The sequence below is a fragment of the Mycobacterium sp. IS-1556 genome (assembly GCF_001499985.1).
In the GTDB taxonomy this organism is placed as follows: domain Bacteria; phylum Actinomycetota; class Actinomycetes; order Mycobacteriales; family Mycobacteriaceae; genus Mycobacterium.
Window position 1 is genome coordinate 75,423 of record NZ_LQIM01000042.1, and the last position, 22,716, is coordinate 98,138.

Here is a 22,716-nt window from a genome sequence, read left to right on the forward strand (position 1 = left end):
CCGATTCAGCGCAATAACTAGAACAGGTTACAGAAATGCATGTGTGCAGGTCCAGCAGCCACAGGTATGCGCTACTCGACACGAATCGTAACGTGTTCTAATCTGACGGCTAAGCGATTCGCGCTTGCCGTGAGTGCTCATCGCAGTCCGTCCTATCCGGGAGGCACATCAGTGACGTCCATTGAACAGCGTGACGCGCAGTCGGTCCTAGCCGGGATCGACGATCTTCTGCCGCTGATCGCCAAACGCGCGCAAGCCACCGAGGACCTGCGCCGCCTTCCGGACGAGACGATCAACGAACTCACCGAGGTCGGCTTCTTCAAGCTGCTGCAGCCCGAGCAGTGGGGCGGCTTCCAGTGCGATCCGACGCTGTTCTACGAGGCGGTGCGCCGGCTCGCCAGCGCCTGTGGGTCCACCGGCTGGGTCGGTTCGATCATCGGTGTGCACAACTGGCACCTCGCGCTGTTCGACCAGCAGGCCCAGGAAGAGGTCTGGGGCGACGACCCGGCCGTGCGGATCTCGTCGTCGTATGCGCCGATGGGGGCGGGCACCGTCGTCGACGGCGGCTACATCGTCAACGGGTCCTGGAACTGGTCCTCGGGATGCGATCACGCCACGTGGACGTTCGTCGGCGGGCCGGTGATCAAGGACGGAAAGCCGGTCGACTTCGGCAGCTTTCTGATCCCGCGCACCGAGTACGAGATCGACGACGTGTGGCACGTGGTCGGGCTCAAGGGCACCGGCAGCAACACGCTCAAGGTCAAGGATGTGTTCGTGCCGCGGCACCGCTTCCTGTCCTACAAGGCGATGAACGACCGCACCGCGGGCGGGCTGCAGACCAACACCGCGCCGGTCTACAAGATGCCTTGGGGCACAGTGCATCCCACCACCATCTCGGCGCCCATCGTCGGCATGGCCTATGGCGCTTACGACGCCCACGTCGAGCACCAGGGCAAGCGGGTGCGCGCCGCGTTCGCCGGGGAGAAGGCCAAGGACGATCCGTTCGCCAAGATCCGGATCGCCGAGGCCGCCAGCGACATCGACGCCGCCTGGCGTCAGCTGATCGGCAACGTCGGCGACGAATACGCACTGCTGACGGCGGGTCAGGAGATACCGTTCGACCTGCGCGCCCGCGCCCGCCGCGACCAGGTCCGGGCGACCGGCCGCGCGATCGCCTCGATCGACCGGCTCTTCGAGGCGTCCGGTGCCACCGCGCTCAACAACGACGCTCCGGTGCAACGGTTCTGGCGCGACGCGCACGCGGGGCGGGTGCACGCGGCCAACGACCCCGAACGCGCCTACCTGATCTTCGGCAACAACGAGTTCGGGCTGCCGCCGCAGGACACGATGGTTTAACCGGGAAGGCCTGATGACCTCATACATCCAGGAGACCGAGCAGCAGGTCGAGGTCACCTTCGAATCGACGTCGCGGTACGCGCAGGTCCGAGACGACATGCGGCTGCACTACCACGAAGCAGGCGTCGGCCACTCGCAGACCGTGGTGCTGTTGCACGGCGGCGGGCCCGGTGCGTCGAGCTGGTCGAACTTCTCCAAGAACATCGCGGTGCTCGCCCGGCACTTCCACGTCATCGCCGTCGATCAGCCCGGCTACGGACACTCCGACAAGCACACCGAGCACGAGCAGTACAACCGCTACAGCGCCACCGCGTTGCTGAACCTGTTCGACCATCTCGGCATCGAACGTGCTGCGCTGGTGGGCAATTCGCTGGGCGGCGGGACCGCGGTGCGGTTCGCGCTGGACAACCCGAAGCGGGCCGGCCGACTGGTGCTGATGGGTCCCGGCGGGCTGTCGGTCAACCTGTTCTCCCCGGATCCCACCGAGGGCGTCAAACTGCTGGGCAGGTTCACCGGCGAGCCGACGCGCGAGAACCTGGAGAAGTTCCTGCGCATCATGGTCTTCGACCAGAGCCTGATCACGCCCGAGTTGATCGACGAGCGTTTCGCGATCGCCAGCCAGCCCGACTCGCTGGCCGCGGCGAAGGCGATGGGTAAGTCGTTCGCGGGCGCGGATTTCGAGCTGGGCATGATGTGGCGCGAGGTGTACAAGCTGCGTCAGCCGGTGCTGCTGATCTGGGGCCGCGAGGACCGCGTCAACCCTCTCGATGGCGCATTGGTCGCGCTCAAACAGATTCCCCGTGTGCAGCTGCACGTCTTCGGACAGTGCGGCCACTGGGCGCAGCTGGAGAAATTCGACGAGTTCAACAAGCTCACTGTTGATTTCTTGACCGACGCTTCTGCGAAAGGCTCGCGATGACCATCAAATCGCTTGGCTACCTTCGGATCGAGGCCACCGATGTCGCCGCGTGGCGGGAATACGGCCTCAAGGTGCTCGGCATGGTCGAGGGCTCCGGGCTGACAGAGGGTGCGCTCTATCTGCGGATGGACGAGTTCCCGGCCCGCTTGGTGATCGTCCCCGGCGAGCACGATCGGCTGCTTCAATCCGGTTGGGAGACCGCCAACGCCGCCCAGCTGCAGGACATCCGCAACCGGCTCGACGTCGAAGGCGTTCCCTACAAGGAGGCCTCGGCCGCCGAGCTCGCCGAACGTCGGGTCGACGAGATGATCCGATTCGACGACCCTTCGGGCAACACGCTCGAGGTGTTCCACGGTGTCGCGCTCGAGCACCGCCGCGTCGTCAGCCCCTACGGCCACAAGTTCGTCACCGAGGAGCAGGGTCTGGGGCACGTGGTGCTGACCACCCGCGACGACGCCGAGTCACTGCATTTCTACCGCGACGTGCTGGGCTTCTATCTGCGTGACTCGATGCGGTTGCCTCCGCAGCTCGTCGGCAGGCCGGCCGACGGTGCGCCCGCGTGGCTGCGCTTCTTCGGGGTCAACCCGCGGCACCACAGCTTGGCGTTCATGCCGGGTGAGACGCCGAGCGGCATCGTGCATCTGATGGTCGAGGTCGGCGAGGCCGACGACGTCGGGCTCTGCCTGGACCGCGCGCTGCGCCGCAAGGTGCCCATGTCGGCGACCCTGGGCCGCCACGTCAACGACAAGATGCTCTCGTTCTACATGAAGACGCCGGGCGGTTTCGACGTCGAATTCGGTTGCGAGGGACTGCAGGTCGATGACAGCGAGGACTGGGTCGCGCGGGAGAGCACCGCGGTGAGTCTCTGGGGCCACGACTTCAGCGTTGGTTTCAAGTGACGGTGATGAGCGCTCGCGCGAAGAACAATCGATAATGGCGGCCGAACCGATCGACCCTCGCGCGTTCCGCAATGTGCTGGGCCAGTTCTGCACCGGCATCACGGTGATCACCACAATGCACGACGGCGCGCCGGTCGGGTTCGCCTGCCAGTCATTCGCCGCGCTGTCGCTGGAACCGCCGCTGGTGCTGTTCTGTCCGACGAAGATGTCGCGGTCGTGGCAGGCGATCGAAGCCAGCGGGCACTTCTGCGTGAACGTGCTGCACGAGAACCAGAAGGACGTCTCGGCGCGCTTCGGCTCGAAGGAGCCCGACAAGTTCGCCGAAATCGATTGGCAGCCGTCGAGACTGGGCTCACCGGTCATCGAAGGCACGCTCGCGCACATCGACTGCTCGGTGCACTCGGTGCACGACGGCGGCGACCACTACGTCGTGTTCGGCGCCGTGCATTCGCTCTCGGACGTGCCGCACAAGAAGCCGCGGCCGCTGTTGTTCTACCGCGGGCAGTACACCGGTATCGAGCCGGACAAGAACACGCCCGCACACTGGCGCGACGACCTCGAAGCGTTCCTCACCGCCACGACCGACGACACCTGGCTGTAGTAGATCCGCATTACAACCGCTCGTCGATGAAGTCCACGACGGCTGCGGCGACCTCCCGGTGCACCGTCTCGTTGAGAATGTCGTGGCGTGCGCCCGCGAACTCCGCGAAATGCAGCGCGTCGATCTGCTCCGCGTACGCCCGCACCGCGCCGACCGGAGCGACGACGTCGTTCGAGCCGTGCACGGCCAGCGTCGGGACGGTGAGTTCCGGCAGGTCGGCGCCGAATCGGTCCCAGGCCCTGTCGAGTTCCCGGGTCAGTGCCGCACCGTCGGCGTCGGCGAACGTCAGCGGGTCGTTCTCCAGCAGGTCGAGGTAGAACGGATCGTCGGACAGCCACCCTGGGTTGAGGACGAGCGAGGTGTCGCTGTCGAGCATCGCGGGCGTCGGCACCAACGGAGCACCGGAGACGATGCCGGCTCGATAGCGGTCCGGCTGTTCGAGCAGCCGGAACAGCGTGACGATGGAGCCGAACGAATGCCCCTGCGCGAGCAACGGCAGCCCGGGCCGTGCGGTCTCGGCGACATCGGTCAGGGCATCGGCGAGACCTGAGCTGTCTTCGATGGACCCGAAGTCTCCGCGGGTGCCCGGGCTCAGACCATGGCCGAACTGGTCGACCGCCCACAGATCGATACCCGCGGCGTTGAGCGCGAAGCCGTAGCGGTGGTAGAGACCGGAGTGCTCGCCGAAGCCGTGCAGGAAGATCACCGCGGCGCGCGGATCGGCCGACGGCCAGTGGCGGTAGTAAGCGCGGCCCTTCGGATGGTCGATGAACGGCATGCTGACGACGTTAGCCTTTGCCGAGCAGCACATCGCGCTGCTCGTGCACGCGGTCGCGGATCGCCTCCACGACAGCGGCCACCTCGGGTCGGCGCAGCGCCTCTGCCCGGGTGACGAGCCAGTACGTCAGCCGGACGGCCACCTGGCCGGGCAGCACGCGGAGGAGATCGTCGTGCCGGTCGGCCATGAAACAGGGCAGCAACCCAATGCCGGCGGCCGCGCGGGTGGCTTCCACATGCACGAAAACGTTTGTGGAGGTGACTGATTCGCGCATGGCGGGCGCGAAGCTCGCCGCCACGTCGAGGTCGTCGACCTGCAGCATCGAGTCGATGAAGTAGACCAGCGGGAAACGCTCGAGGTCGGCGATGCTGGTCGGGGTTCCGTGCTCGGCCAGGTAGCCCCGGGCACCGTAGAGGCCCAGGCAGTAGTCGCCAAGCCTGATCGCCCTGGCCCGATGGACCTTGGGTTCGCCGACGACCACCTCCACGTCGAGACCGGACCTCTGCTGGGTGGCGGGTCGCGTTGTGGCGACGAGCTCGACGGCCACCTTTGGGTGCTGACGCTGGACGTGAGCGGCGGCCGGTGCCGCGATGTAGGCCGAGAAGCCGTCGGTTGCCGAGATCCGCACGACGCCTTCGAGTGCGCGGTCGCCGGCTGCGTCGACGGCCAGTGACCGCACGGCCGACTCGATGGCTTCGGCGGCGGCCAGCGCGTCGCGGCCCAGGTCGGTGAGTTCCCACCCACCCGCTCCGCGCGCCAACACCCGCCCGCCGACCGACTCCTCGAGTGCGGCGATGCGCCGAGAGATGGTGGTGTGGTTGAGGCCGAGCTCCTCCGCTGCGGCCTTGTAGCGGCCGGACCGGCCGACCGCCAGCAACACGAGCAGGTCGTCGGCGCTCGGCCGTCGACCCGACGGCTGGGTCATCGGAGGCGGCACAACTGCATTTTCGCAGATACCTCCTGCATTTTTCGCCATTGCTAGCCGCGGGTATCTGCGTGAATACTCACAGGCGTCTGTGCCTGCCATCACAGCCGAAGGAGTGCGCGATGGATGTCACCAATGTCGCGAACAGCGACGCGCCGGTCCCGAGGGGCCTCAAACGCGTCGTGGTCGCCTCGATGGCCGGCACGGTCGTCGAATGGTACGAGTTCTTCCTCTACGCGACTGCCGCCACATTGGTCTTCAACAAGGTGTTCTTCGCCGAAGGCACGAGCGAGGCCAGTGGACTCATCGCCGCCCTGCTGACCTACGCCGTCGGATTCGTCGCGCGCCCGCTGGGCGGGGTGGTCTTCGGACACTTCGGCGACAAGTACGGCCGCAAGAAGCTGCTCCAGTTCGCGATCCTTCTCGTCGGTGGCGTCACGTTTCTCATGGGCTGCCTGCCCACCTACGCACAGATCGGGGTATGGGCGCCGATCTTGCTCGTGGTGCTGCGGTTCCTTCAGGGCTTCGCGGTCGGCGGCGAATGGGGCGGAGCAGTTCTGCTTGTCGCCGAGCACAGTCCGAACGACAAGCGAGCGTTCTGGGCCAGTTGGCCGCAGGCGGCGGTGCCCGTCGGCAACATGCTCGCCACCGTCGTGCTGTTAGTGCTGACCGGTCTGCTGCCGGAGACGGCGTTCCTGTCCTGGGGATGGCGGGTGGCGTTCTGGTTGTCGGCGGTGGTGGTGCTGATCGGCTACTACATCCGCACCAAGGTCAGCGACGCGCCGATCTTCGTGGCCGCCCAGGAGGAGGTCGAACGCGTCAAGGCTGTGTCCTACGGCGTGTTCGAGGTGCTGAGGCGTTATCCCCGTGGCGTTTTCACCGCGATGGGGCTGCGGTTCGCGGAGAACATCATGTACTACCTGGTGGTCACGTTCTCGATCGTCTACCTCAAGACGCACGTCGGCGCCGACACCAGTGACATCCTGTGGTGGCTGCTCGTCGCGCACGCTGTGCACTTCGTGGTGATTCCCCAGGTGGGTCGGCTGTCCGACCGGTTTGGCAGGCGGCCGGTGTACATCGTCGGTGCAATCGCCGGGGGAACGTGGGGCTTCTTCGCGTTCCCGATGATGAACAGCGGCTCCTACCTGTTGATCATGGCCGCGGTCATCCTCGGACTGGTGATCCACGCGTTGATGTACTCGCCGCAGCCGGCGATCATGGCCGAGATGTTTCCGACCCGGATGCGGTATTCCGGTGTCTCCCTTGGCTATCAGGTAACCTCGATCGTCGCCGGGTCGCTGGCGCCGGCCATCGCCACGTGGCTGCTCGACAGGTACGATTCGGCGGTCCCGATCGCGCTCTACCTGGCCGCCGCCTCGGTGATCACCTTGATGGCCGCGCTGTTCACCCGCGAAACCAAGGGCCTCGATCTCGCGACGCTCGATGCGGCCGACCGTGAGCAACTCGCCAAGGCGGGCGTCGTATGAGCGAACTCGACGGCCGCACCGCGCTGGTGACCGGCGGTGCGAGTGGCATCGGGGCCGCATGTGCGCGAGCCTTGGCCGCGCAGGGGACGACGGTCACCGTCGCGGATCGCGACGATGTCGGCGCCAAGGCGATCGCCGAAGAGATCGGTGGAAAGCCATGGGTGGTCGATCTTTCCGACGTCTCCGCGCTCGCGGATCTTCGGCTGAAGACAGACATTCTGGTGAACAACGCCGGCGTGCAGCACGTCAGCCCGATCGCCGAGTTCCCGCCCGAGCGCTTCCGCTTCATTCTCCAACTCATGCTCGAGGCGCCGTTCCTTTTGATTCGTGCGGCGCTGCCGCACATGTACGAGCAGAACTTCGGGCGCATCATCAACATTTCGTCGATACATGGCCTGCGCGCCTCCGAGTTCAAGAGCGGGTACGTGACCGCGAAGCACGGGCTGGAGGGGCTGTCGAAGGTGACCGCGCTGGAGGGCGGCCCGCACGGCGTCACCAGCAACTGCGTCGACCCGGGTTATGTGCGAACTCCGCTGGTGACCAAGCAGATCGCCGATCAGGCCCGCACCCACGGGATAGACGAGGATAAGGTGGTCGCGGACATTCTGCTGAAGGAGAGCGCCATCAAGCGACTTGTCGAACCCGAAGAAGTTGCCTCGCTGGTCATCTGGCTCGCCTCACCGGATGCGGGGATGGTGACCGGGGCGTCGTACACGATGGACGGCGGCTGGAGCGCCCGATGACCACCACTGCGCAATGGACGCCCACGACGGCCGACATCGCCGGCGCGCGAGTCACCGACTTCGCGCAGTTCGTGCAGCGGCGTACCGGCCTCGACCTACCCGACTACCAGTCGCTGTGGCAATGGTCTATCGACGACCCGGACGCGTTCTGGGCTGCGCTGTGGGACTACTTCGGCCTCGGCGACCGGCCTGACACCGTGCTCGCCTCCGCCGAAATGCCCGGCGCACAGTGGTTTCCCGGAACTCACCTCAACTACGTGGATCAGGTGGTGCGCAACGCCCGCACCGACCGGCCCGCGATCCTCTATCTCGCCGAAGGCGGCGGGGTCACCGAGGTTTCCTGGACCGAGTTACTCGGTCGCACCGCAGCTTTCGCGCAGAGGTTGCGCTCGCTCGGGGTGGCGGCCGGCGACCGGGTGATCGGGTACCTGCCGAACATTCCCGAAGCCGTGATCGCATTCCTGGCCACCGCCAGCATCGGCGGCATCTGGAGCGCCTGCGGTCAGGACTACTCGGCCAAGGCCGCGCTCGACCGGCTCGGACAGCTCGAACCGACGGTGCTGGTGACCGCCGACGGTTACACCTATGGCGGCAAGTTCCACGACAAGAGCCGCGACATCGCCACGCTGCAGGATGGCCTGCCGACCCTGCGCGGCACCGTGATGGCCTCGGAAATGACGGGTTCGAACGGTGCTGAGTTGGCGTCGACGCCGGTCGACTTCGCTCACCCGCTGTGGATTCTGTTCTCGTCGGGCACCACCGGACTGCCCAAGGGCATGATGCACGGCCACGGGGGCGTCCTGCTCGAACACCTCAAAGCCATTGCGCTGCAGTCCGACATCGGACCCGACGACACCTTCTTCTGGTACACCAGTCCGAGTTGGATGATGTGGAACTTCCAAGTCGCCGGGCTTCTCGTCGGAGCGACCATCGTGTGCTACGACGGAAGCCCCAGCGCCCCGCGGCCCGATGCACTGTGGGACATCGCCGCTCGAGTGAGGGCCACGGTGCTGGGAACCAGCCCCGGATATGTGCTCGCCTGCGCAAAGGCCGGTGAGGTGCCGCGTAAGGAGCATGATCTGTCGGCGCTGCGCACGGTCGGCATCACCGGGTCCTCACTACCGCCGTCGACGTCACTGTGGTTGCGCGACAACGTCGGCGAGCAGGTACAGGTGTCATCGATCAGCGGTGGCACCGATGTGGTGTCGGCGTTCATCGGCGGGGTCCGCACCGTCCCGGTGTGGCCCGGTGAGCTGTCGGCGCCGTACCTCGGTTGTGCGCTGGACTCGTGGAACGAGTCGGGCAAGCCGGTGCGCAACGAGGTCGGTGAGTTGGTGATCACCAAGCCGCTGCCCTCCATGCCCGTCGGGTTCTGGAACGACCCCGACGGGTCGCGTTATCGCAGCGCGTATTTCGAGATGTTTCCCGGCGTGTGGCGCCACGGCGACTGGATCACGATCACTGACCACGGCAGCGTCATCGTGCACGGGCGGTCGGACTCCACCCTCAACCGGCACGGCATCCGGATGGGCAGCGCGGACATCTACCAGGCGGTCGAGCGGCTGCCCGAGGTCGCCGAAGCGCTGATCATCGGCATCGACCAGTCCGACGGCGGGTACTGGATGCCCCTGTTCGTGGTCCTGGCGGGCGATGCGGAACTTTCCGACGACCTGCGTGACCGCATCAAGAACACCATTCGGGAGGAAGTGTCGCCGCGGCACGTACCCGACGAGATCATCGCCGCGCCAGGCGTTCCGCATACCCGCACGGGCAAGAAGCTCGAAGTGCCGATCAAGAAACTGTTCCAGGGCGCGGACGCCGCGAAGGTCGTCGAGCGCAGCGCCGTCGACGATCCCGATCTGCTCGACTGGTACGTCACGCAGCGTCGAAGGTGATCAGGTCAACGCTGAGTCGGCCCTCGATCAGGCTCATGGTTCGCACAGGCGGACCGGGAAGCGGCGGTGCGGTCGATCGGTAGGTCGCACCGGTGGGTGTCGTGAACTCGGCGCGGTGTTCGCCGTCATGTTCACTTGTCGTCACCGACCAGCCGGTGGCTTCCTTGGCGTAGTTGCACGCCTCGCATTCGCCGAGGCCATTCAGCGCAGTCGTCGGCCCGGCCCTATGCCGGGGCACCGCATGGTCGCGATGGCGTATCGGCGCATTGCAGTAGGGCGTGCGGCACGTCTGATCGCGTATCCCGATGAACGCCGCCAACCCTTTTGGAAAGGCTCTGGCTTGGGATTCCATCGCCACTAGTTGGCCGCTGCGGGGATGCCGGTACAGCCGGCGAAGCATCGCCTTGGCTGTGGCGTCGCCGACCGCCTCGCCGGTGAGCGCTCTCGCGATCGCGCTCGGCAGTGGTCCGTAACCGTCGAGCCACGCGGGCGCATCGTCATCACCCATCAGCGTGGTGTCGGCCATCACGAGGTTCAAGTTGACATCCACCGGCTGCTCGGCGGGGCGTGCGGTCACCCGTTCCACCATTGTGTCGGCCATGATCTGGCCGCGCGACCGGTCGTCGAAAGTGGTGTCGGCGGCGCTTTTCAATGCCGCATAGACGCTCACGCCCTGCTTGACGGGTAGCAGCGCGGTCAACCACACCATCGAGTCGGGCGCCGGGCGAATGGTGACACACCGGTCCGCTTCGGCCTTGGCGCTGCGGTCGACCACCGCGCCCACGTCGAGCTCGCACGCGATCCTCTTAGCTTCGGCCGCGATCCGCTTGTCGCCCCATCCATCGAGACGCGAGAGGTCGCCGCACATTTGGGTGTCGAGCCGACGACGGTCCTCAACGCTCAAACACGCCGATTCACGCACGATCAGAGTGGCTCGCCATTCTGACAGCGCCCCACATTCCAACGCAGCGAGGGTGTGGGGCATCTCGTCAACCAGGGCACTGGCCAGTCCCAGGTGACGGCCGCCCTGCACCGGCGCATCTCGGCGCGCCAACGCGACCTCCGTCGCCAGCCCCCGACCACGTCGACTCGCAGGCACTCCCGCAGCCTCCTCGGCGGCGTAACGCTTCGCCTTCCACAATGCGGTCACGCGTGCCTGCGCGGCGGCGGCGGACGACTTCACCCGTTCGAGTCGCTCGACCGCGACCCGGAGCTCCTCCTCGGAAGCCTCCGGACCGATATCGAACAAACTTTCGAACATGATTCGGACTGTACACCCAGCTGCCGACAAGCGGGCGCTCACCGGTCACTGGTGAGTGGCGGTGCCCTTCGCACGCGCCACCGCCGCAGAAGTGAGTCCGGCCGCACTGACGAGAACGGCCAGGCCGGCGAACCCGAATGGCACCGTCGACGCCGCCGCGATCGACGCCACGACGAGCGGCCCCGCGGCGTCACCACTCTCTCGGCCGATCTCTGCCGCACCCATCGTCTGGCCCAGCCGCTCGCTGGGGGTCGTCTTCGCGAGCATCGTGAAGGCGAGCGGGGTGATGAGTCCGCAGCCGGTCCCGATGACAACGGCGGCGCACAGCAGTCCCGCGAGGCCGGGCAAGGCTGCGACGACCAAACCGGCTGCGGTCAAGAGCATTCCGATCGCAATGCCCGCGTTGAGGGTGATCCTGCCCGCGTCGTGCGCCCGCCCGGCCATCGGTTGCGCGACCGCTGTGGTGAGCGCGAGCACGGAGACGACGGCGCCCGTGACAACGGGACTCAGGCCGGCCTGGGTGCCGAGAACCGGTAGGAAGCCAACGCCGACCGACAGTGCGGCGGTGGCCGCCGCAAGCGCGAGCGACGGTGTGACAAAGGAGGACTCGGAAAACCTGCGCAGAGTATCGACCAGGGTCTGACGTCGCCGGGGCAGCGGCGTCACGGCCGGCACGGAACTCCCTGCCCACACGGCGACCACGGTTCCGAGGACGGCCATCACGGCGAACAGGCTCTGCAGCCCGCCCAGCGTGACGATCAGGCCACCGAGTAATGGCCCGAGCGTGTAGCCGATCGATTTGTATGAGCCGTACGTTCCGAATGCGCGCCCCTGGGCGTCGGGCGACGTCATCAGGGCGACCAGCGCCGACGCGGCGGGCGAGAATGCCGCTGCGCCGACACCCTGGCCGAACCGGCCTGCCCATAGCCACGCGGTGTTGTCAAAGACGGCGTAGGACGCCGACGCGACCACAAAGATCACCAACCCGGCGATCAGGACGGTGCGCGCGCCGATTCGGTCGGCGAGCGTTCCGAAAACCGGCTTCAGCACCACCTCCGCACCGTCGTAGACCGCGAGGAGCGCACCGAGCGTCAGCAGTGAGGCGGCTGTACCGGTCGTGGTCGTCCCGAGCGTGCCTGCGACGGCGTGGGCGCCGAAGGCAGTGGTGAAACCAGCCGCCAACAGCGGTGCCCGCTGCGCAGTGGTGCCCATGCGCGCGGGCACCTCAGCCCAGCCACGCGCCGATGCGGCGCAGCGCCTCGGTGACGTCGCTGGTCGGTCCCGCGAACGACAGCCGGACGAACGAACCGCCCCGTGCCGGATCGAAGTCGATTCCGGGTGCGATCGCAACACCGGTGTCATCCAACAGCTTTGAGCAGAACGACAGCGAGTCCGTGGTCAGGTGCGAGACGTCGGCATAGACGTAGAACGCGCCGTCGGTGGGGGCCAGTCGGTCGATGCCCATACCGCGCAGCCCGTCGAGCAGCAGTCGACGGTTGGCGGCGTACTGGTGCAGCAGCGCGTCGGCTTCGGCGATCGACTCCGGCGTGAATGCCGCGACCGCCGCCAGTTGCGGCAGCGTCGGCGGGCAAATCGTGAAGTTGCCCGTCAGACGGTCCACTGCACGCTGCAGTTCCTGCGGGACCAACAGCCAGCCCAGCCGCCACCCGGTCATCGCAAAGTACTTCGAAAAGCTGTTGGCGACAACGGCATTGCGCGACGTCTGCCATGCGCAACTGGTCGCCGGAGCGCCCTCGTAAACCAGCCCGTGGTAAACCTCGTCGCTGATCAGCCGCACTCCGGCCATATCGCACCAAGCGGCGATCGCCGCCAGTTCTTCCGGAGGGATGACCGTGCCGGTCGGATTTGCCGGGCTCGCCACGATGACACCCTGCACGGGCGGCTCGAGATTCTCGAGCATCTGCACGGTCGGCTGGAAGCGGGTCTCGGGGCCGCAGGGAATCTCGACGACTTCGCAGCCCAGCGCCGAGAGGATATTGCGATAGCAGGGGTAGCCGGGGCTGGCGATCGCGACCCGGTCGCCGACGTCGAAGCAAGCGAGGAAGGCCAACAGAAACCCACCCGACGAGCCCGTCGTGATCACGACATCGTTCGGGTCCACGGTCAGGCTGTACCGGTCGAGGTACCGGCCGGCGATCGCCGCACGCAGTTCCGGGATGCCCAACGCCACGGTGTAGCCGAGCACGGTGGTGTCCAGCGACTCTTTCGCCACTGCACGGACGGCGGCGGGTGCGCCGGCGCTGGGTTGGCCTGCCGACAGGTTCACCAGATCGCCGTGGCTGCGCTGACGTTCCGCAGCGGCCAGCCACACGTCCATCACGTAGAACGGCGGAATCCCGGACCGCAGCGAGATGCTCACGCTGCTAACGCTAGAACACTTCGGATTCGAGCCGCCGCAAATAGTCACGCGGTGGTCCGAGCAGCTGCGCACTGCCGTGCGCCCGCTTGAAGTACAGCTGGATGTCGTGCTCCCAGGTGATCGCGATACCACCGTGCATCTGCACGGCTTCGGCGGCCACCTTGGTGAACGCCTCGCTGGCCGAGAACCGGGCCAGCGCAGCCGAAGTCGGTGACGGCGTGGCGAGCGCCTCATCCACGACGGCCCGCGCGGACTGCACGGCGACATAAAGGTCGGCCATCCGATGCTTGAGCGCCTGGAAACTGCCGATGGGCCTGCCGAACTGAACCCGGTCCTTGGTGTACTGCACGGTGAGGTCGAGACATCGGGTGGCGGTACCGATTTGCTCGGCGGCAAGCAGCAGCGCGGCGGTGTCGGCAAGGCCCGGGTCGGCGCCGATGTCGGCGCTCTCCTGCGGTTCCAGGCGGGCCAGCCGGCGCGTCATATCCATCGCGTCGACTCGCTCGGCGGTGAACCGGGTCCACCTGGACAACCGGTCGCCGTCGGCGGCGATCACCACGTCGGCGACATCGCCGTTGACCACGTGGTCGGCATCGAATACGACGGCGCCGAGTTTGACGCCTTCGGCGAGGCCCTCCAGCGAGTCGGTGTCCGGTTCGTCCGCGGCCAGCAGTGCCAACTCCGCGAGCGTGGTGCCGAGCAACGGCGTCGGCACCAGAGCCTTGCCGAGTTCCTCGAGCACAACGGCCGCGTCGGCGAGTTCACCGCCCGCGCCGCCGAGCTCCTCGGGCACGACGAGGGCCGCCGCACCGACCTGCTCGCACAGCAGCTTCCACAGCGACTCGTCGTATCCGCGTTCGGATTCCATCGCCTCGCGCACGGCCGCCGGCGACGCGTGCTTGTCGACCAGCGCGGCCACCGTCTCGCGAAGCAGTTGACGTTCTTCGGTCACAAGGCCTCCAATACCCGCCGACGGTGCATGGACGGATCGCCCCACGCCGAGCGCAGCGCCTGAACGCGCAGCAGCCACAGCGACAGGTCGTGCTCCTGGGTGAACCCGATCGCGCCGTGCGTCTGCAGCGCCGACCGCGCCGCCAGCAGTGCGGCGTCGGCCGCAGCGGCCTTGGCGGCGCTGACGTCCCGCGCGGTGTCGGGTGAATTGTCGGCCAGCGAGAGTGCCGCGCCGTACACCAGCGGACGGGCTAGTTCGACGGCGACGTGAACATCGGCGAGCTTGTGCTTGATCGCCTGATAGGTACCGATCACCTTGCCGAACTGGCTGCGCTGTTTGGCGTATTCGACCGACATGTCGAGCATCGCCTGCCCGGCGCCGACCAGTTGCGCCGCCGTCGCCAACACGCCGAACTCATAGGCTCGTGCGACATCGGCCGGCTTGGCATCGCCGGAAGCGCTGACATCGAACAGCTTTCGGCTCGGGTCCACGGACTCGTGGCGCGCACCTGCGGCGCCCTCGCGTACCTCGCTGTTGTCGGCCATCAGGATCAGTCCGGCAGTATCGGCGTCGACGGCGTAGGGCACGTGCGGTGGCAGGGCGACGGTGGCGATCAGCTCGCCGGCGGCCAGCGCGGCGCTGCGCTCGTCGTCGGCGAGCAGAATGGGTGCGACCGCGATGGATTCGACGACCGGACCCGGCACGCACCACCGGCCGAGCCGTTCGGTGGCGACGACCAGATCCACCGGGTGGGCCTCGATACCGTCGTACTTCTCCGGCACCACGAGTGCGGTGACGCCGAGGTCGGTCAACTGCGCCCACACCTTGCGGCCGGGCGCCGTGTCACCCGCCGCCCACGCCCGGATCGCACCCGGCAGGTCGGCGGCGCCCAGCGCGGCGTCGATACTGGCCGCGAAGTCGCGCTGCTGTTCGTCCAATTCGAAGTTCATATGACTACTTTCGGGGAAGTCCCAGGAGGCGCTCGGCGATGATGTTGCGCTGAATCTCGTTGGTGCCGGCGTAGATCGGTCCGCCGAGCGCGAACAGCAGGCCGTCGGTCCACTTGTCGACGAGCTCACCGTCGGCGCCGCGCAGGTCGAGTGCGGTCTGGTGGATCGCGACGTCGAGGTCCGACCAGAACACTTTGGTCACCGACGACTCGGCGCCCAACTCACCGCCAGCGGCCACGCGCGTCACGGTCCCGAACGTGTGCAAACGGTACGCCTGCGCCTTGATCCAGGCGTCGGCGACCCGGTCGGCGTACGCGGGGTCGCGGTCCCTGGCCCATTCGGCCACCAACCGTTCAGCCGGCGCCAGGAAGCGGGCGGGGCTGCGCAACGACATGCCGCGCTCGTTGCTCGAGGTGCTCATCGCCGCGCGCCACCCGTCGTGCACCTCGCCGATGACATCGTTGTCGGGAACGAACACGTCGTCGAGGAAGATCTCGCCGAACCCGGTGTCGCCGCCCAACTGTGCGATGGGACGCACCGTGACGCCGTCGGCCTTGAGGTCGAACATGAAGTACGTCAGGCCCTTGTGACGCTGTGCCTCGGGATCGGAACGGAACAGGCCGAACGCCCGCTCGCCGAACGGCGCCCGGGAACTCCAGATCTTCTGCCCGTTGAGCAGCCAGCCTCCGTCGGTTTTCCTCGCGGTCGAGCGCAGGGATGCCAGGTCGCTGCCGGATTCCGGCTCCGACCAAGCCTGCGCCCAGATTTCCTCGCCGGTGGCCATTTTCGGCAGCACGCGATCGAGCTGCTCTTCGGTGCCGTGCGCGAACAACGTCGGCGCCAACATCGACGTGCCGTTGGCGCTGGCGCGACCCGGCGCGCCGGCGCGGAAGTACTCCTCCTCGTAGACGACCCACTGCAGCAGGGTCGCGTCGCGGCCACCGTACTTCTCGGGCCAGGTGATGACCGACAGGCCGGCATCGAAAAGCACCTTGTCCCAATGTCGATGCTGTTCGAAACCCTCGGCCGTGTCGTAGGACTTCGTCGGGAACGAGTCCTTGTTGTTCGCCAGGAACTCGCGCACCTCGGCCTGAAAGGCCAGGGTGGCGTCGTCGAAGTTCAGGTCCATCAGGAAGACCCAGTCCTCTCACTGTGTTGCCGCAATAGCGGCTTGACCACTTTGCCACCCGGGTTACGCGGTAGCGCATCCAGGAACTCCACCGCCCGGGGTGTCTTGAAGTTCGCGAGATGCTCTCGGGTGTAAGCGATTACGCCTTCTTCATCTAGTTCGACACCGGGCTTGGTGACGATGAATGCCTTGCCGACTTCGCCCAGTCGTTCGTCGGGGACGCCAATCACAGCGGATTCGGCGACGCCGTCGAGGCGGGCCAGGACCTGCTCGATCTCGGCCGGATAGACGTTGAACCCGCCGCAGATGTACATGTCCTTGAGCCGGTCCGTGATGCGCAGGTTGCCGTTCTCGTCGACAGTGCCGACGTCACCGGTGTGCAACCAGCCGTCGGAATCGATCGCCGCTGCAGTCGCCTCGGGATCATCGAGGTACCCGAGCATCACGTTAGGACCGCGCAGCAGCACCTCACCCGTACCGTCAGCGGCCGGATCATCGATGCGCAGTTCGAAATCCGCGATCGGCCGGCCCGACGTGGTGGCGACGGTGACCGCGTCGTCGTCGGCACGGCACATCGTGCCGAACCCGCTCGCCTCGGTCAGCCCGTACGCGGTCAGCACGATGTCGATGTCGAGTTCGTTCTGCATGCGTTCGATGAGCACCACCGGGATCGTCGCCGCGCCCGTGACGGCGAAGCGCAGCGAACTCAGGTCGTAGTCGGCACGTTTCGGGTGATCGAGCAGAGTCTGATAGATGGTCGGCGGACCGGGCAGCACGGTGATGCGGTGCTCGGCCACCGCGGCCATCGCCTGCACCGGGTCGAATGTCAGCTGGGGGATGAGCGTCGCGCCGGTCTGCAGACAAGTCAGAATGCCCGCCTTGTAGCCGAAGTTGTGGAAGAACGGGTTGATGCAGAGATAGCGGTCGTCGCTGGTGAGTTGGCCGCAGGCGGCCCACGCGGCGGATGCGTCCAGCGACTGCCGATGCGCGCACAGCACGCCCTTGCTGCGCCCCGTCGTGCCCGACGTGAACAGGATGTCGGACACGTCGTCGGGCGCGACGGCGGCGGCGCGGGCGTCGACCTCGTCGAGGTCCTTTCCCTCAGCCATGAATTCGTCCCAGGTGCCGTCGTCCTTCTCGATCGGCACGCGCACCACGTGCTGCAGGTCGGGTAACGCGTCGCGATCCACGGACGCGGCCTTGTCGGCCCCGAGAAACTCACCGGAGGCGAACAGCAGCGGGGCGTTGGTGCGGGCCAGGATGTCGGTGGCCTCGCTGGCGGTGTAGCGCGTGTTCAGCGGGACCATGACGCCGCCGGCGTAGTGCGTGGCCAGGCATGCCACCACCCAGTGCCAGGTGTTCGGAGACCAGATCGCGACCCGGTCGCCGGACTTGATTCCGAGCTGGATCATCGCCGCGGCCGCGCGGCGGACTTCATCGCGCAGCTCGGCGTATTTGATTGTGCGATCCTCTGTGACCAGCGCATTGTGGCCGGAAAACCGGTCGGCGATCCGGTCCAAGACCTCCGGAATGGTCCGCCGATCGCCAGTCATTGACGCTCCTCTAACAAAGCAAGTGCTTGGTAGGTTAGCCTACAAGGGTGATTACGGTCGAGGAGTTCCGGGCCGAGGTCCGTGGCTGGCTTGCCGACAACCTCGTCGGGGAGTACGCGGCGCTGAAAGGCCTCGGCGGGCCGGGCCGGGAGCACGAGGCGTTCGAGGAACGCCGGGCGTGGAACCAGCACCTGGCGGCCGCCGGGTTGACGTGCCTGGGCTGGCCGCAGGAGCACGGCGGTCGCGGATTGTCGGTCGCGCACCGGGTCGCGTTCTACGAGGAGTACGCGATCGCGAATGCCCCGGCCAAGGTCAACCACTTCGGTGAGGAATTGCTCGGCCCGACGTTGATCGCCTTCGGCACCCCCGAGCAGCAGCAGCGGTTCCTGCCGAGAATCCTCGATGTCACCGAGCTGTGGTGTCAGGGCTACTCCGAACCCGGAGCAGGCAGCGATCTGGCCAACGTGGCGACGACGGCCGAACTCGACGGTGATCAGTGGGTCATCAACGGCCAGAAGGTATGGACGTCGCTGGCGCACTGGGCGCAGTGGTGCTTCGTCATCGCGCGCACGGAGAAGGGCTCCAAGCGGCATGCGGGCCTGTCGTATCTGCTCGTACCGCTGGACCAGCCGGGCGTCGAGATCCGCCCGATCGTGCAGCTGACCGGTGACTCGGAGTTCAACGAGGTGTTCTTCGACGATGCCCGCACCGATGCCTCGCTGGTGGTCGGTGAGCCCGGCGACGGGTGGCGGGTGGCGATGGGCACGTTGACCTTCGAGCGCGGCGTCTCGACGCTCGGCCAGCAGATTGAATATGCCCGCGAGCTGTCGGGAGTCGCGGAGTTGGCGAAACACACCGGCGCCGTTGATGATCCGTTGATCCGCGAGCGGCTGACGCGGTCGTGGGCGGGTTTGCGCACGATGCGGTCTTATGCGCTGGCCACGATGGATGTCGAGCAGCCGGGGCAAGACAACGTGTCGAAGCTGTTGTGGGCCAACTGGCATCGCGAACTCGGTGAGATCGCGATGGATGTACTCGGCCGGGAAGGGCTGACGCTGACCGACGGCGACTTCGACGAATGGCAGCGGCTCTATCTGTTCTCGCGCGCCGACACCATCTACGGCGGGTCCAACGAGGTGCAGCGCAACATCATCGCCGAGCGCGTGCTCGGACTACCGAGGGAGGTCAAAGGCGCGTGAACCTGGCTGAGGCTCCGAAAGAGATTGGCGGACACGGCCTTCTAACCGGAAAGGTCGTCGTGGTGACCGCGGCGGCCGGCACTGGGATCGGGTCGGCGGTGGCGCGACGGGCGCTGCTCGAAGGTGCCGACGTCGTCGTGTCCGACCATCACGAGCGGCGACTGGGTGAGACCCGCGATCAGTTGGCCGAACTCGGGCTGGGGCGCGTCGAGAGTGTGGTCTGCGACGTGACGTCCACCGCACAGGTCGATGCATTGATCGCGTCGACCACCGCGCGGATGGGCCGACTCGACGTGCTGGTCAACAACGCCGGTCTAGGTGGCCAGACCCCCGTCGTCGACATGACCGACGAGGAATGGGACCGTGTCCTCAACGTGACGCTGACGTCGGTGATGCGCGCGACGCGGGCGGCGCTGCGCTACTTCCGCGAAGCCGACCACGGCGGGGTGATCGTCAACAACGCCAGTGTGCTGGGTTGGCGCGCACAGCATTCGCAGTCGCATTACGCCGCGGCCAAGGCCGGCGTGATGGCGTTGACGCGGTGCAGCGCGATCGAAGCCGTCGAGTACGGCGTGCGGATCAACGCCGTGTCGCCCAGCATTGCCCGGCACAAGTTCCTCGAGAAGACCAGCTCGTCGGACCTGCTGGATCGGCTGTCGGAAGGCGAGGCGTTCGGGCGCGCGGCCGAGCCGTGGGAAGTCGCGGCCACGATCGCGTTCCTGGCCAGCGAGTACTCCAGTTACCTGACTGGAGAGGTCATTTCGGTTTCGAGTCAACGGGCATGACCTCACCGCTGAGCCAGCCGGCGAGCCGACGCGACGAGCTTCTCGAGCTCGCCGCATCGATGTTTGCCGAGCGTGGCCTGCGCGCGACCACCGTGCGCGACATCGCTGACTCGGCGGGCATCCTCTCCGGCAGCCTCTACCACCACTTCGCCTCCAAGGAGGAGATGGTCGACGAGGTGCTGCGCGGATTCCTCGACTGGCTGTTCGCGCGCTACCAGGAGATCGTCGACACCGAGCCCAATCCGCTGGAACGGCTCAAAGGGCTGTTCATGACGTCGTTCGAGGCGATCGAGCACCGGCACGCCCAGGTGGTCATCTACCAGGACGAGGCGAAGCGGCTCGCGGGTCAGGAGCGGTTCTCCTATGTCGAGAAGCGCAACCAAGAGCAACGCAAAATGTGGCTGGACCTGCTCAACCAGGGGGTCGAAGAGGGCTACTTCCGGCCCGACATCGATGTCGACCTGGTCTACCGGTTCATCCGCGACACCACCTGGGTTTCGGTCCGCTGGTATCAGCCAGGCGGTCCGCTCACGGCCGAAGACGTCGGCCGTCAATATCTGTCGATCGTTCTCGGCGGCATCACCAAAGAAGGAGCCGACAATGCCTGACGCCTATGTCATTGACGCCGTACGCACTGCCGTCGGTAAGCGCAACGGATCGCTGGCGGGTGTGCATCCCGTCGATCTCGGCGCCGCGGCGTGGCGCGGGCTGTTTGATCGTGTCGACGTCGACCCGGGTGTCGTCGACGATGTGATCGCCGGCTGCGTCGACGCAATCGGACCGCAGGCCGGCAACATCGCGAGGTTGTCGTGGCTCGCCGCCGGTTACCCCGAGGAAGTGCCCGGCGTCACCGTCGACCGCCAGTGTGGGTCCAGCCAGCAGGCCATTTCCTTTGGCGCACAGGCGATCATGTCCGGCACCGCCGACCTGATCGTCGCTGGTGGTATGCAGAACATGAGCCAGATCCCGATCTCGTCGGCGATGACCGCCGGCGAGCAGTACGGATTCACCTCTCCGACAAACGAATCCAAGAGCTGGCTGCATCGCTACGGCGACCAGGAGATCTCGCAGTTCCGCGGCGCGGAGTTGATCGCCGAGAAGTGGAACATCTCACGTGAAGAGATGGAGGAGTACTCGCTGGCAAGCCATCAGCGCGCGCAGGAGGCGATCCGCGCCGGCTACTTCGAGAACGAGATCATCCCGGTCCCGGTCGATGGGGCCGGCTTTGTCACCGACGAGGGCCCGCGTGATACCTCGCTGGAAAAGATGGCCGGGCTGAAGACCCTCGTCGACGGCGGCCGGTTGACCGCGGCGATGGCCAGCCAGATCTCCGACGGCGCCAGCGCGGTGCTGCTCGCCTCAGAGAACGCAGTGCAGGCACACAACCTCAAGCCCCGCGCGCGTATCCATCACATCAGTGCCCGCGGCGCCGACCCCGTGTTCATGCTGACGGGCCCGATTCCCGCGACCGAGTACGCGTTGAAGAAGACCGGCCTGTCGATCGAGGACATCGACACCGTTGAGATCAACGAGGCGTTCGCCCCCGTGGTCATGGCGTGGCTCAAGGAAACCGGCGCCGACCACGCGAAGGTCAACCCCAGCGGCGGGGCGATCGCGCTCGGCCATCCACTCGGTGCAACGGGCGCCAAGTTGTTCGCCACGATGCTGAACACGTTGGAGCGCACCGGCGGTCGCTACGGCCTGCAGACGATGTGCGAGGGCGGCGGCACGGCCAACGTCACGATCATCGAGCGCCTCTAGTCCCGCGCGGCCAACTGTCAGTGGTCGTGGATGATCACGCCGCGGATGTTGCGCCCGGCGAGCATGTCGTCGTAGCCCTCGTTGATGTCGTTGAGTTTGTATTCGGCCGTGACGGTTTCGTCGAGCAGCAGCTTGCCGTCGCGGTAGAGGTTGAGCAGCCGCGGGATGTCGGCGCGCGGATTGGCCTCGCCGTACAGGCTGCCCTGTAGCCGCTTCTGGAACAGCGTCATCATCGCCATCGACAGCGTCGGGGTCACGTCGGCCATCGACGCGATGGCGGTCATCACCACCGCACCGCCCTTGCGGACGACGTTGAGCGCCTCGTCGATCATCCGGCCCTCGAGCACGCCCATCGTCAACAGCGCGGAATCCGCCATCACGCCGCGGGTCAGCTCACCAACCAACGCCATGGCCTCCTCCATCGAGGTGACGAAATGCGTGGCACCGAACTCAAATGCCTTGTCCCGCTTGGATTCGACGATGTCCACGACGACGATGTGCTCCGCGCCCGCCAGTCGCGCGCCCTGGATCGCGCCGCTGCCGATGCCGCCGCAGCCGATGATCACCACCGTGTCGCCCGGGCTGACGTCGGCCGTGTTGACCGCCGAGCCCCACCCGGTCATCACACCGCAGCCCAATAGGCACGCCCGAGCAAGCGGCAGATCATCGTCGACCTTGACGACCGAGGCCTCCGACAGCGTGCCGTACTCGGAGAAGCTACCGACACCCGACAGGATGCCGACGTCTTTACCTTGGACCTTGCGCCGGTAGGTGCCGTCGGCCTGCAGTCCCACCAGGATCAAGGCGCCGAGATCGCACAGGTTCTGATGCCCGCTGGCACACCAGCGGCAGCGTCCGCACGCAGGCAGGAACGAGGTGACCACGTGGTCGCCGACCTTGAGATCGCGCACTCCCGGTCCGACGTCGGCGACAATGCCGGCACCTTCGTGTCCGCCGATGATCGGCAGCGGCACACCGGCGAAATCCCCGGTGACGACGTGGTGGTCCGAATGGCACAGCCCGGTGGCCTCGAACGAGACGAGGACCTCACCTTCCTTGGGCCCGTCGAGGTCGATCTCCTCGATGCTCCAAGGCTCGTTGAGTCCCCACAGCACGGCGGCGTTCGTCTTCATGGCCGCGAGT

General features: G+C 66.7%; 21 protein-coding genes. 11 read left to right on the top strand and 10 right to left on the bottom strand.

Annotated features, from left to right (window positions below; all coding sequences use genetic code 11):
- Positions 1–171 precede the first annotated feature (171 nt).
- The 4 genes from hsaA to hsaB are packed head-to-tail and all read left to right on the top strand — an operon-like array spanning position 172 to position 3,775.
- Positions 172–1,356 (top strand): 3-hydroxy-9,10-secoandrosta-1,3,5(10)-triene-9,17-dione monooxygenase oxygenase subunit, encoded by a 1,185-nt coding sequence (hsaA, locus tag AU187_RS24190; RefSeq protein ID WP_059101639.1) that lies wholly within the window; start codon positions 172–174, stop codon positions 1,354–1,356.
- A gap of 13 nt (positions 1,357–1,369) precedes the next feature.
- Positions 1,370–2,275, top strand: coding sequence for a 4,5:9,10-diseco-3-hydroxy-5,9,17-trioxoandrosta-1(10),2-diene-4-oate hydrolase (gene hsaD, locus AU187_RS24195; RefSeq protein ID WP_059101638.1), 906 nt, complete (start codon positions 1,370–1,372; stop codon positions 2,273–2,275).
- On the top strand, positions 2,272–3,174 hold the full coding sequence (gene hsaC, locus AU187_RS24200; RefSeq protein WP_059101637.1) for an iron-dependent extradiol dioxygenase HsaC: 903 nt from the start codon (positions 2,272–2,274) through the stop codon (positions 3,172–3,174). Before hsaD ends, hsaC begins: the two co-directional genes overlap by 4 nt.
- 34 nt (positions 3,175–3,208) lie before the next feature.
- Positions 3,209–3,775, top strand: coding sequence for a 3-hydroxy-9,10-secoandrosta-1,3,5(10)-triene-9,17-dione monooxygenase reductase subunit (hsaB, locus tag AU187_RS24205; RefSeq protein ID WP_059101636.1), 567 nt, complete (start codon positions 3,209–3,211; stop codon positions 3,773–3,775).
- A gap of 10 nt (positions 3,776–3,785) precedes the next feature.
- On the opposite strand, the gene AU187_RS24210 is transcribed toward hsaB, so the two are convergent.
- Positions 3,786–4,553 (bottom strand): alpha/beta fold hydrolase, encoded by a 768-nt coding sequence (locus AU187_RS24210; RefSeq protein ID WP_059101635.1) that lies wholly within the window; start codon positions 4,551–4,553, stop codon positions 3,786–3,788.
- Positions 4,554–4,563: 10 nt separating this feature from the next.
- On the bottom strand, positions 4,564–5,529 hold the full coding sequence (locus AU187_RS24215) for a LysR family transcriptional regulator (protein ID WP_059101634.1): 966 nt from the start codon (positions 5,527–5,529) through the stop codon (positions 4,564–4,566).
- A 71-nt stretch (positions 5,530–5,600) separates the two neighbouring features.
- Here AU187_RS24215 and AU187_RS24220 point away from each other — a divergent pair, with 71 nt between their 5' ends.
- The 3 genes from AU187_RS24220 to AU187_RS24230 are packed head-to-tail and all read left to right on the top strand — an operon-like array spanning position 5,601 to position 9,603.
- Entirely contained in the window at positions 5,601–6,965 is a 1,365-nt protein-coding gene (locus tag AU187_RS24220) for an MFS transporter (RefSeq protein ID WP_059101633.1), read from the top strand.
- On the top strand, positions 6,962–7,708 hold the full coding sequence (locus AU187_RS24225; protein ID WP_059101632.1) for a 3-hydroxybutyrate dehydrogenase: 747 nt from the start codon (positions 6,962–6,964) through the stop codon (positions 7,706–7,708). The genes AU187_RS24220 and AU187_RS24225 overlap by 4 nt, the downstream gene beginning before the upstream one ends.
- Positions 7,705–9,603, top strand: coding sequence for an acetoacetate--CoA ligase (locus AU187_RS24230; RefSeq protein WP_059101631.1), 1,899 nt, complete (start codon positions 7,705–7,707; stop codon positions 9,601–9,603). Before AU187_RS24225 ends, AU187_RS24230 begins: the two co-directional genes overlap by 4 nt.
- Here the strand turns inward: AU187_RS24230 and AU187_RS24235 are convergent.
- Genes AU187_RS24235 through fadD3 form a run of 7 tightly spaced genes read right to left on the bottom strand, consistent with a single transcriptional unit; the run spans position 9,584 to position 17,828 of the window.
- Positions 9,584–10,864 carry an HNH endonuclease gene (locus AU187_RS24235; protein ID WP_059101630.1) on the bottom strand — a complete coding sequence of 427 codons (1,281 nt, stop codon included), beginning with the start codon at positions 10,862–10,864 and terminating at the stop codon, positions 9,584–9,586. The two genes, AU187_RS24230 and AU187_RS24235, sit on opposite strands and share 20 nt — an antisense overlap.
- A 45-nt stretch (positions 10,865–10,909) precedes the next feature.
- On the bottom strand, positions 10,910–12,076 hold the full coding sequence (locus AU187_RS24240) for an MFS transporter (RefSeq protein WP_059101837.1): 1,167 nt from the start codon (positions 12,074–12,076) through the stop codon (positions 10,910–10,912).
- 13 nt (positions 12,077–12,089) lie between these two features.
- Positions 12,090–13,202: a pyridoxal phosphate-dependent aminotransferase gene (locus AU187_RS24245; protein WP_172800356.1), complete on the bottom strand. Its 1,113-nt coding sequence runs from the start codon at positions 13,200–13,202 to the stop codon at positions 12,090–12,092.
- Positions 13,203–13,254: 52 nt separating this feature from the next.
- A complete protein-coding gene (gene ipdE2, locus AU187_RS24250) occupies positions 13,255–14,196 on the bottom strand; it encodes an acyl-CoA dehydrogenase IpdE2 (protein ID WP_059101628.1) in 942 nt (313 codons plus the stop codon).
- Positions 14,193–15,146: an acyl-CoA dehydrogenase family protein gene (locus AU187_RS24255; protein ID WP_059101627.1), complete on the bottom strand. Its 954-nt coding sequence runs from the start codon at positions 15,144–15,146 to the stop codon at positions 14,193–14,195. Before AU187_RS24255 ends, ipdE2 begins: the two co-directional genes overlap by 4 nt.
- 4 nt (positions 15,147–15,150) lie before the next feature.
- On the bottom strand, positions 15,151–16,275 hold the full coding sequence (locus AU187_RS24260; RefSeq protein WP_059101626.1) for an acyl-CoA dehydrogenase family protein: 1,125 nt from the start codon (positions 16,273–16,275) through the stop codon (positions 15,151–15,153).
- Positions 16,275–17,828 (bottom strand): 3-((3aS,4S,7aS)-7a-methyl-1,5-dioxo-octahydro-1H-inden-4-yl)propanoate--CoA ligase FadD3, encoded by a 1,554-nt coding sequence (fadD3, locus tag AU187_RS24265; RefSeq protein ID WP_059101625.1) that lies wholly within the window; start codon positions 17,826–17,828, stop codon positions 16,275–16,277. The genes AU187_RS24260 and fadD3 overlap by 1 nt, the downstream gene beginning before the upstream one ends.
- Before the next feature lie 47 nt (positions 17,829–17,875).
- On the opposite strand from fadD3, the gene ipdE1 reads away from it, so the two are divergent.
- From ipdE1 to fadA6, 4 genes are read left to right on the top strand one after another with little or no spacing between them, the layout of a single operon-like run.
- A complete protein-coding gene (ipdE1, locus tag AU187_RS24270) occupies positions 17,876–19,027 on the top strand; it encodes an acyl-CoA dehydrogenase IpdE1 (protein WP_059101624.1) in 1,152 nt (383 codons plus the stop codon).
- Positions 19,024–19,812 (top strand): (5R,7aS)-5-hydroxy-7a-methyl-1-oxo-2,3,5,6,7,7a-hexahydro-1H-indene-carboxyl-CoA reductase, encoded by a 789-nt coding sequence (gene ipdF, locus AU187_RS24275; protein ID WP_059167446.1) that lies wholly within the window; start codon positions 19,024–19,026, stop codon positions 19,810–19,812. The genes ipdE1 and ipdF overlap by 4 nt, the downstream gene beginning before the upstream one ends.
- The gene (gene kstR2, locus AU187_RS24280; RefSeq protein ID WP_059101622.1) at positions 19,809–20,420 is read left to right on the top strand and encodes a TetR family transcriptional regulator KstR2; all 612 of its coding nucleotides are present in this window, start codon (positions 19,809–19,811) and stop codon (positions 20,418–20,420) included. Before ipdF ends, kstR2 begins: the two co-directional genes overlap by 4 nt.
- Positions 20,413–21,573, top strand: coding sequence for a steroid 3-ketoacyl-CoA thiolase FadA6 (gene fadA6 / locus AU187_RS24285; protein ID WP_059101621.1), 1,161 nt, complete (start codon positions 20,413–20,415; stop codon positions 21,571–21,573). The genes kstR2 and fadA6 overlap by 8 nt, the downstream gene beginning before the upstream one ends.
- 17 nt (positions 21,574–21,590) lie before the next feature.
- Here the strand turns inward: fadA6 and AU187_RS24290 are convergent, their stop codons facing one another.
- Complete coding sequence (locus AU187_RS24290) at positions 21,591–22,706, bottom strand: NDMA-dependent alcohol dehydrogenase (protein ID WP_059101620.1); 1,116 nt, start codon at positions 22,704–22,706, stop codon at positions 21,591–21,593.
- Positions 22,707–22,716 lie beyond the last annotated feature (10 nt).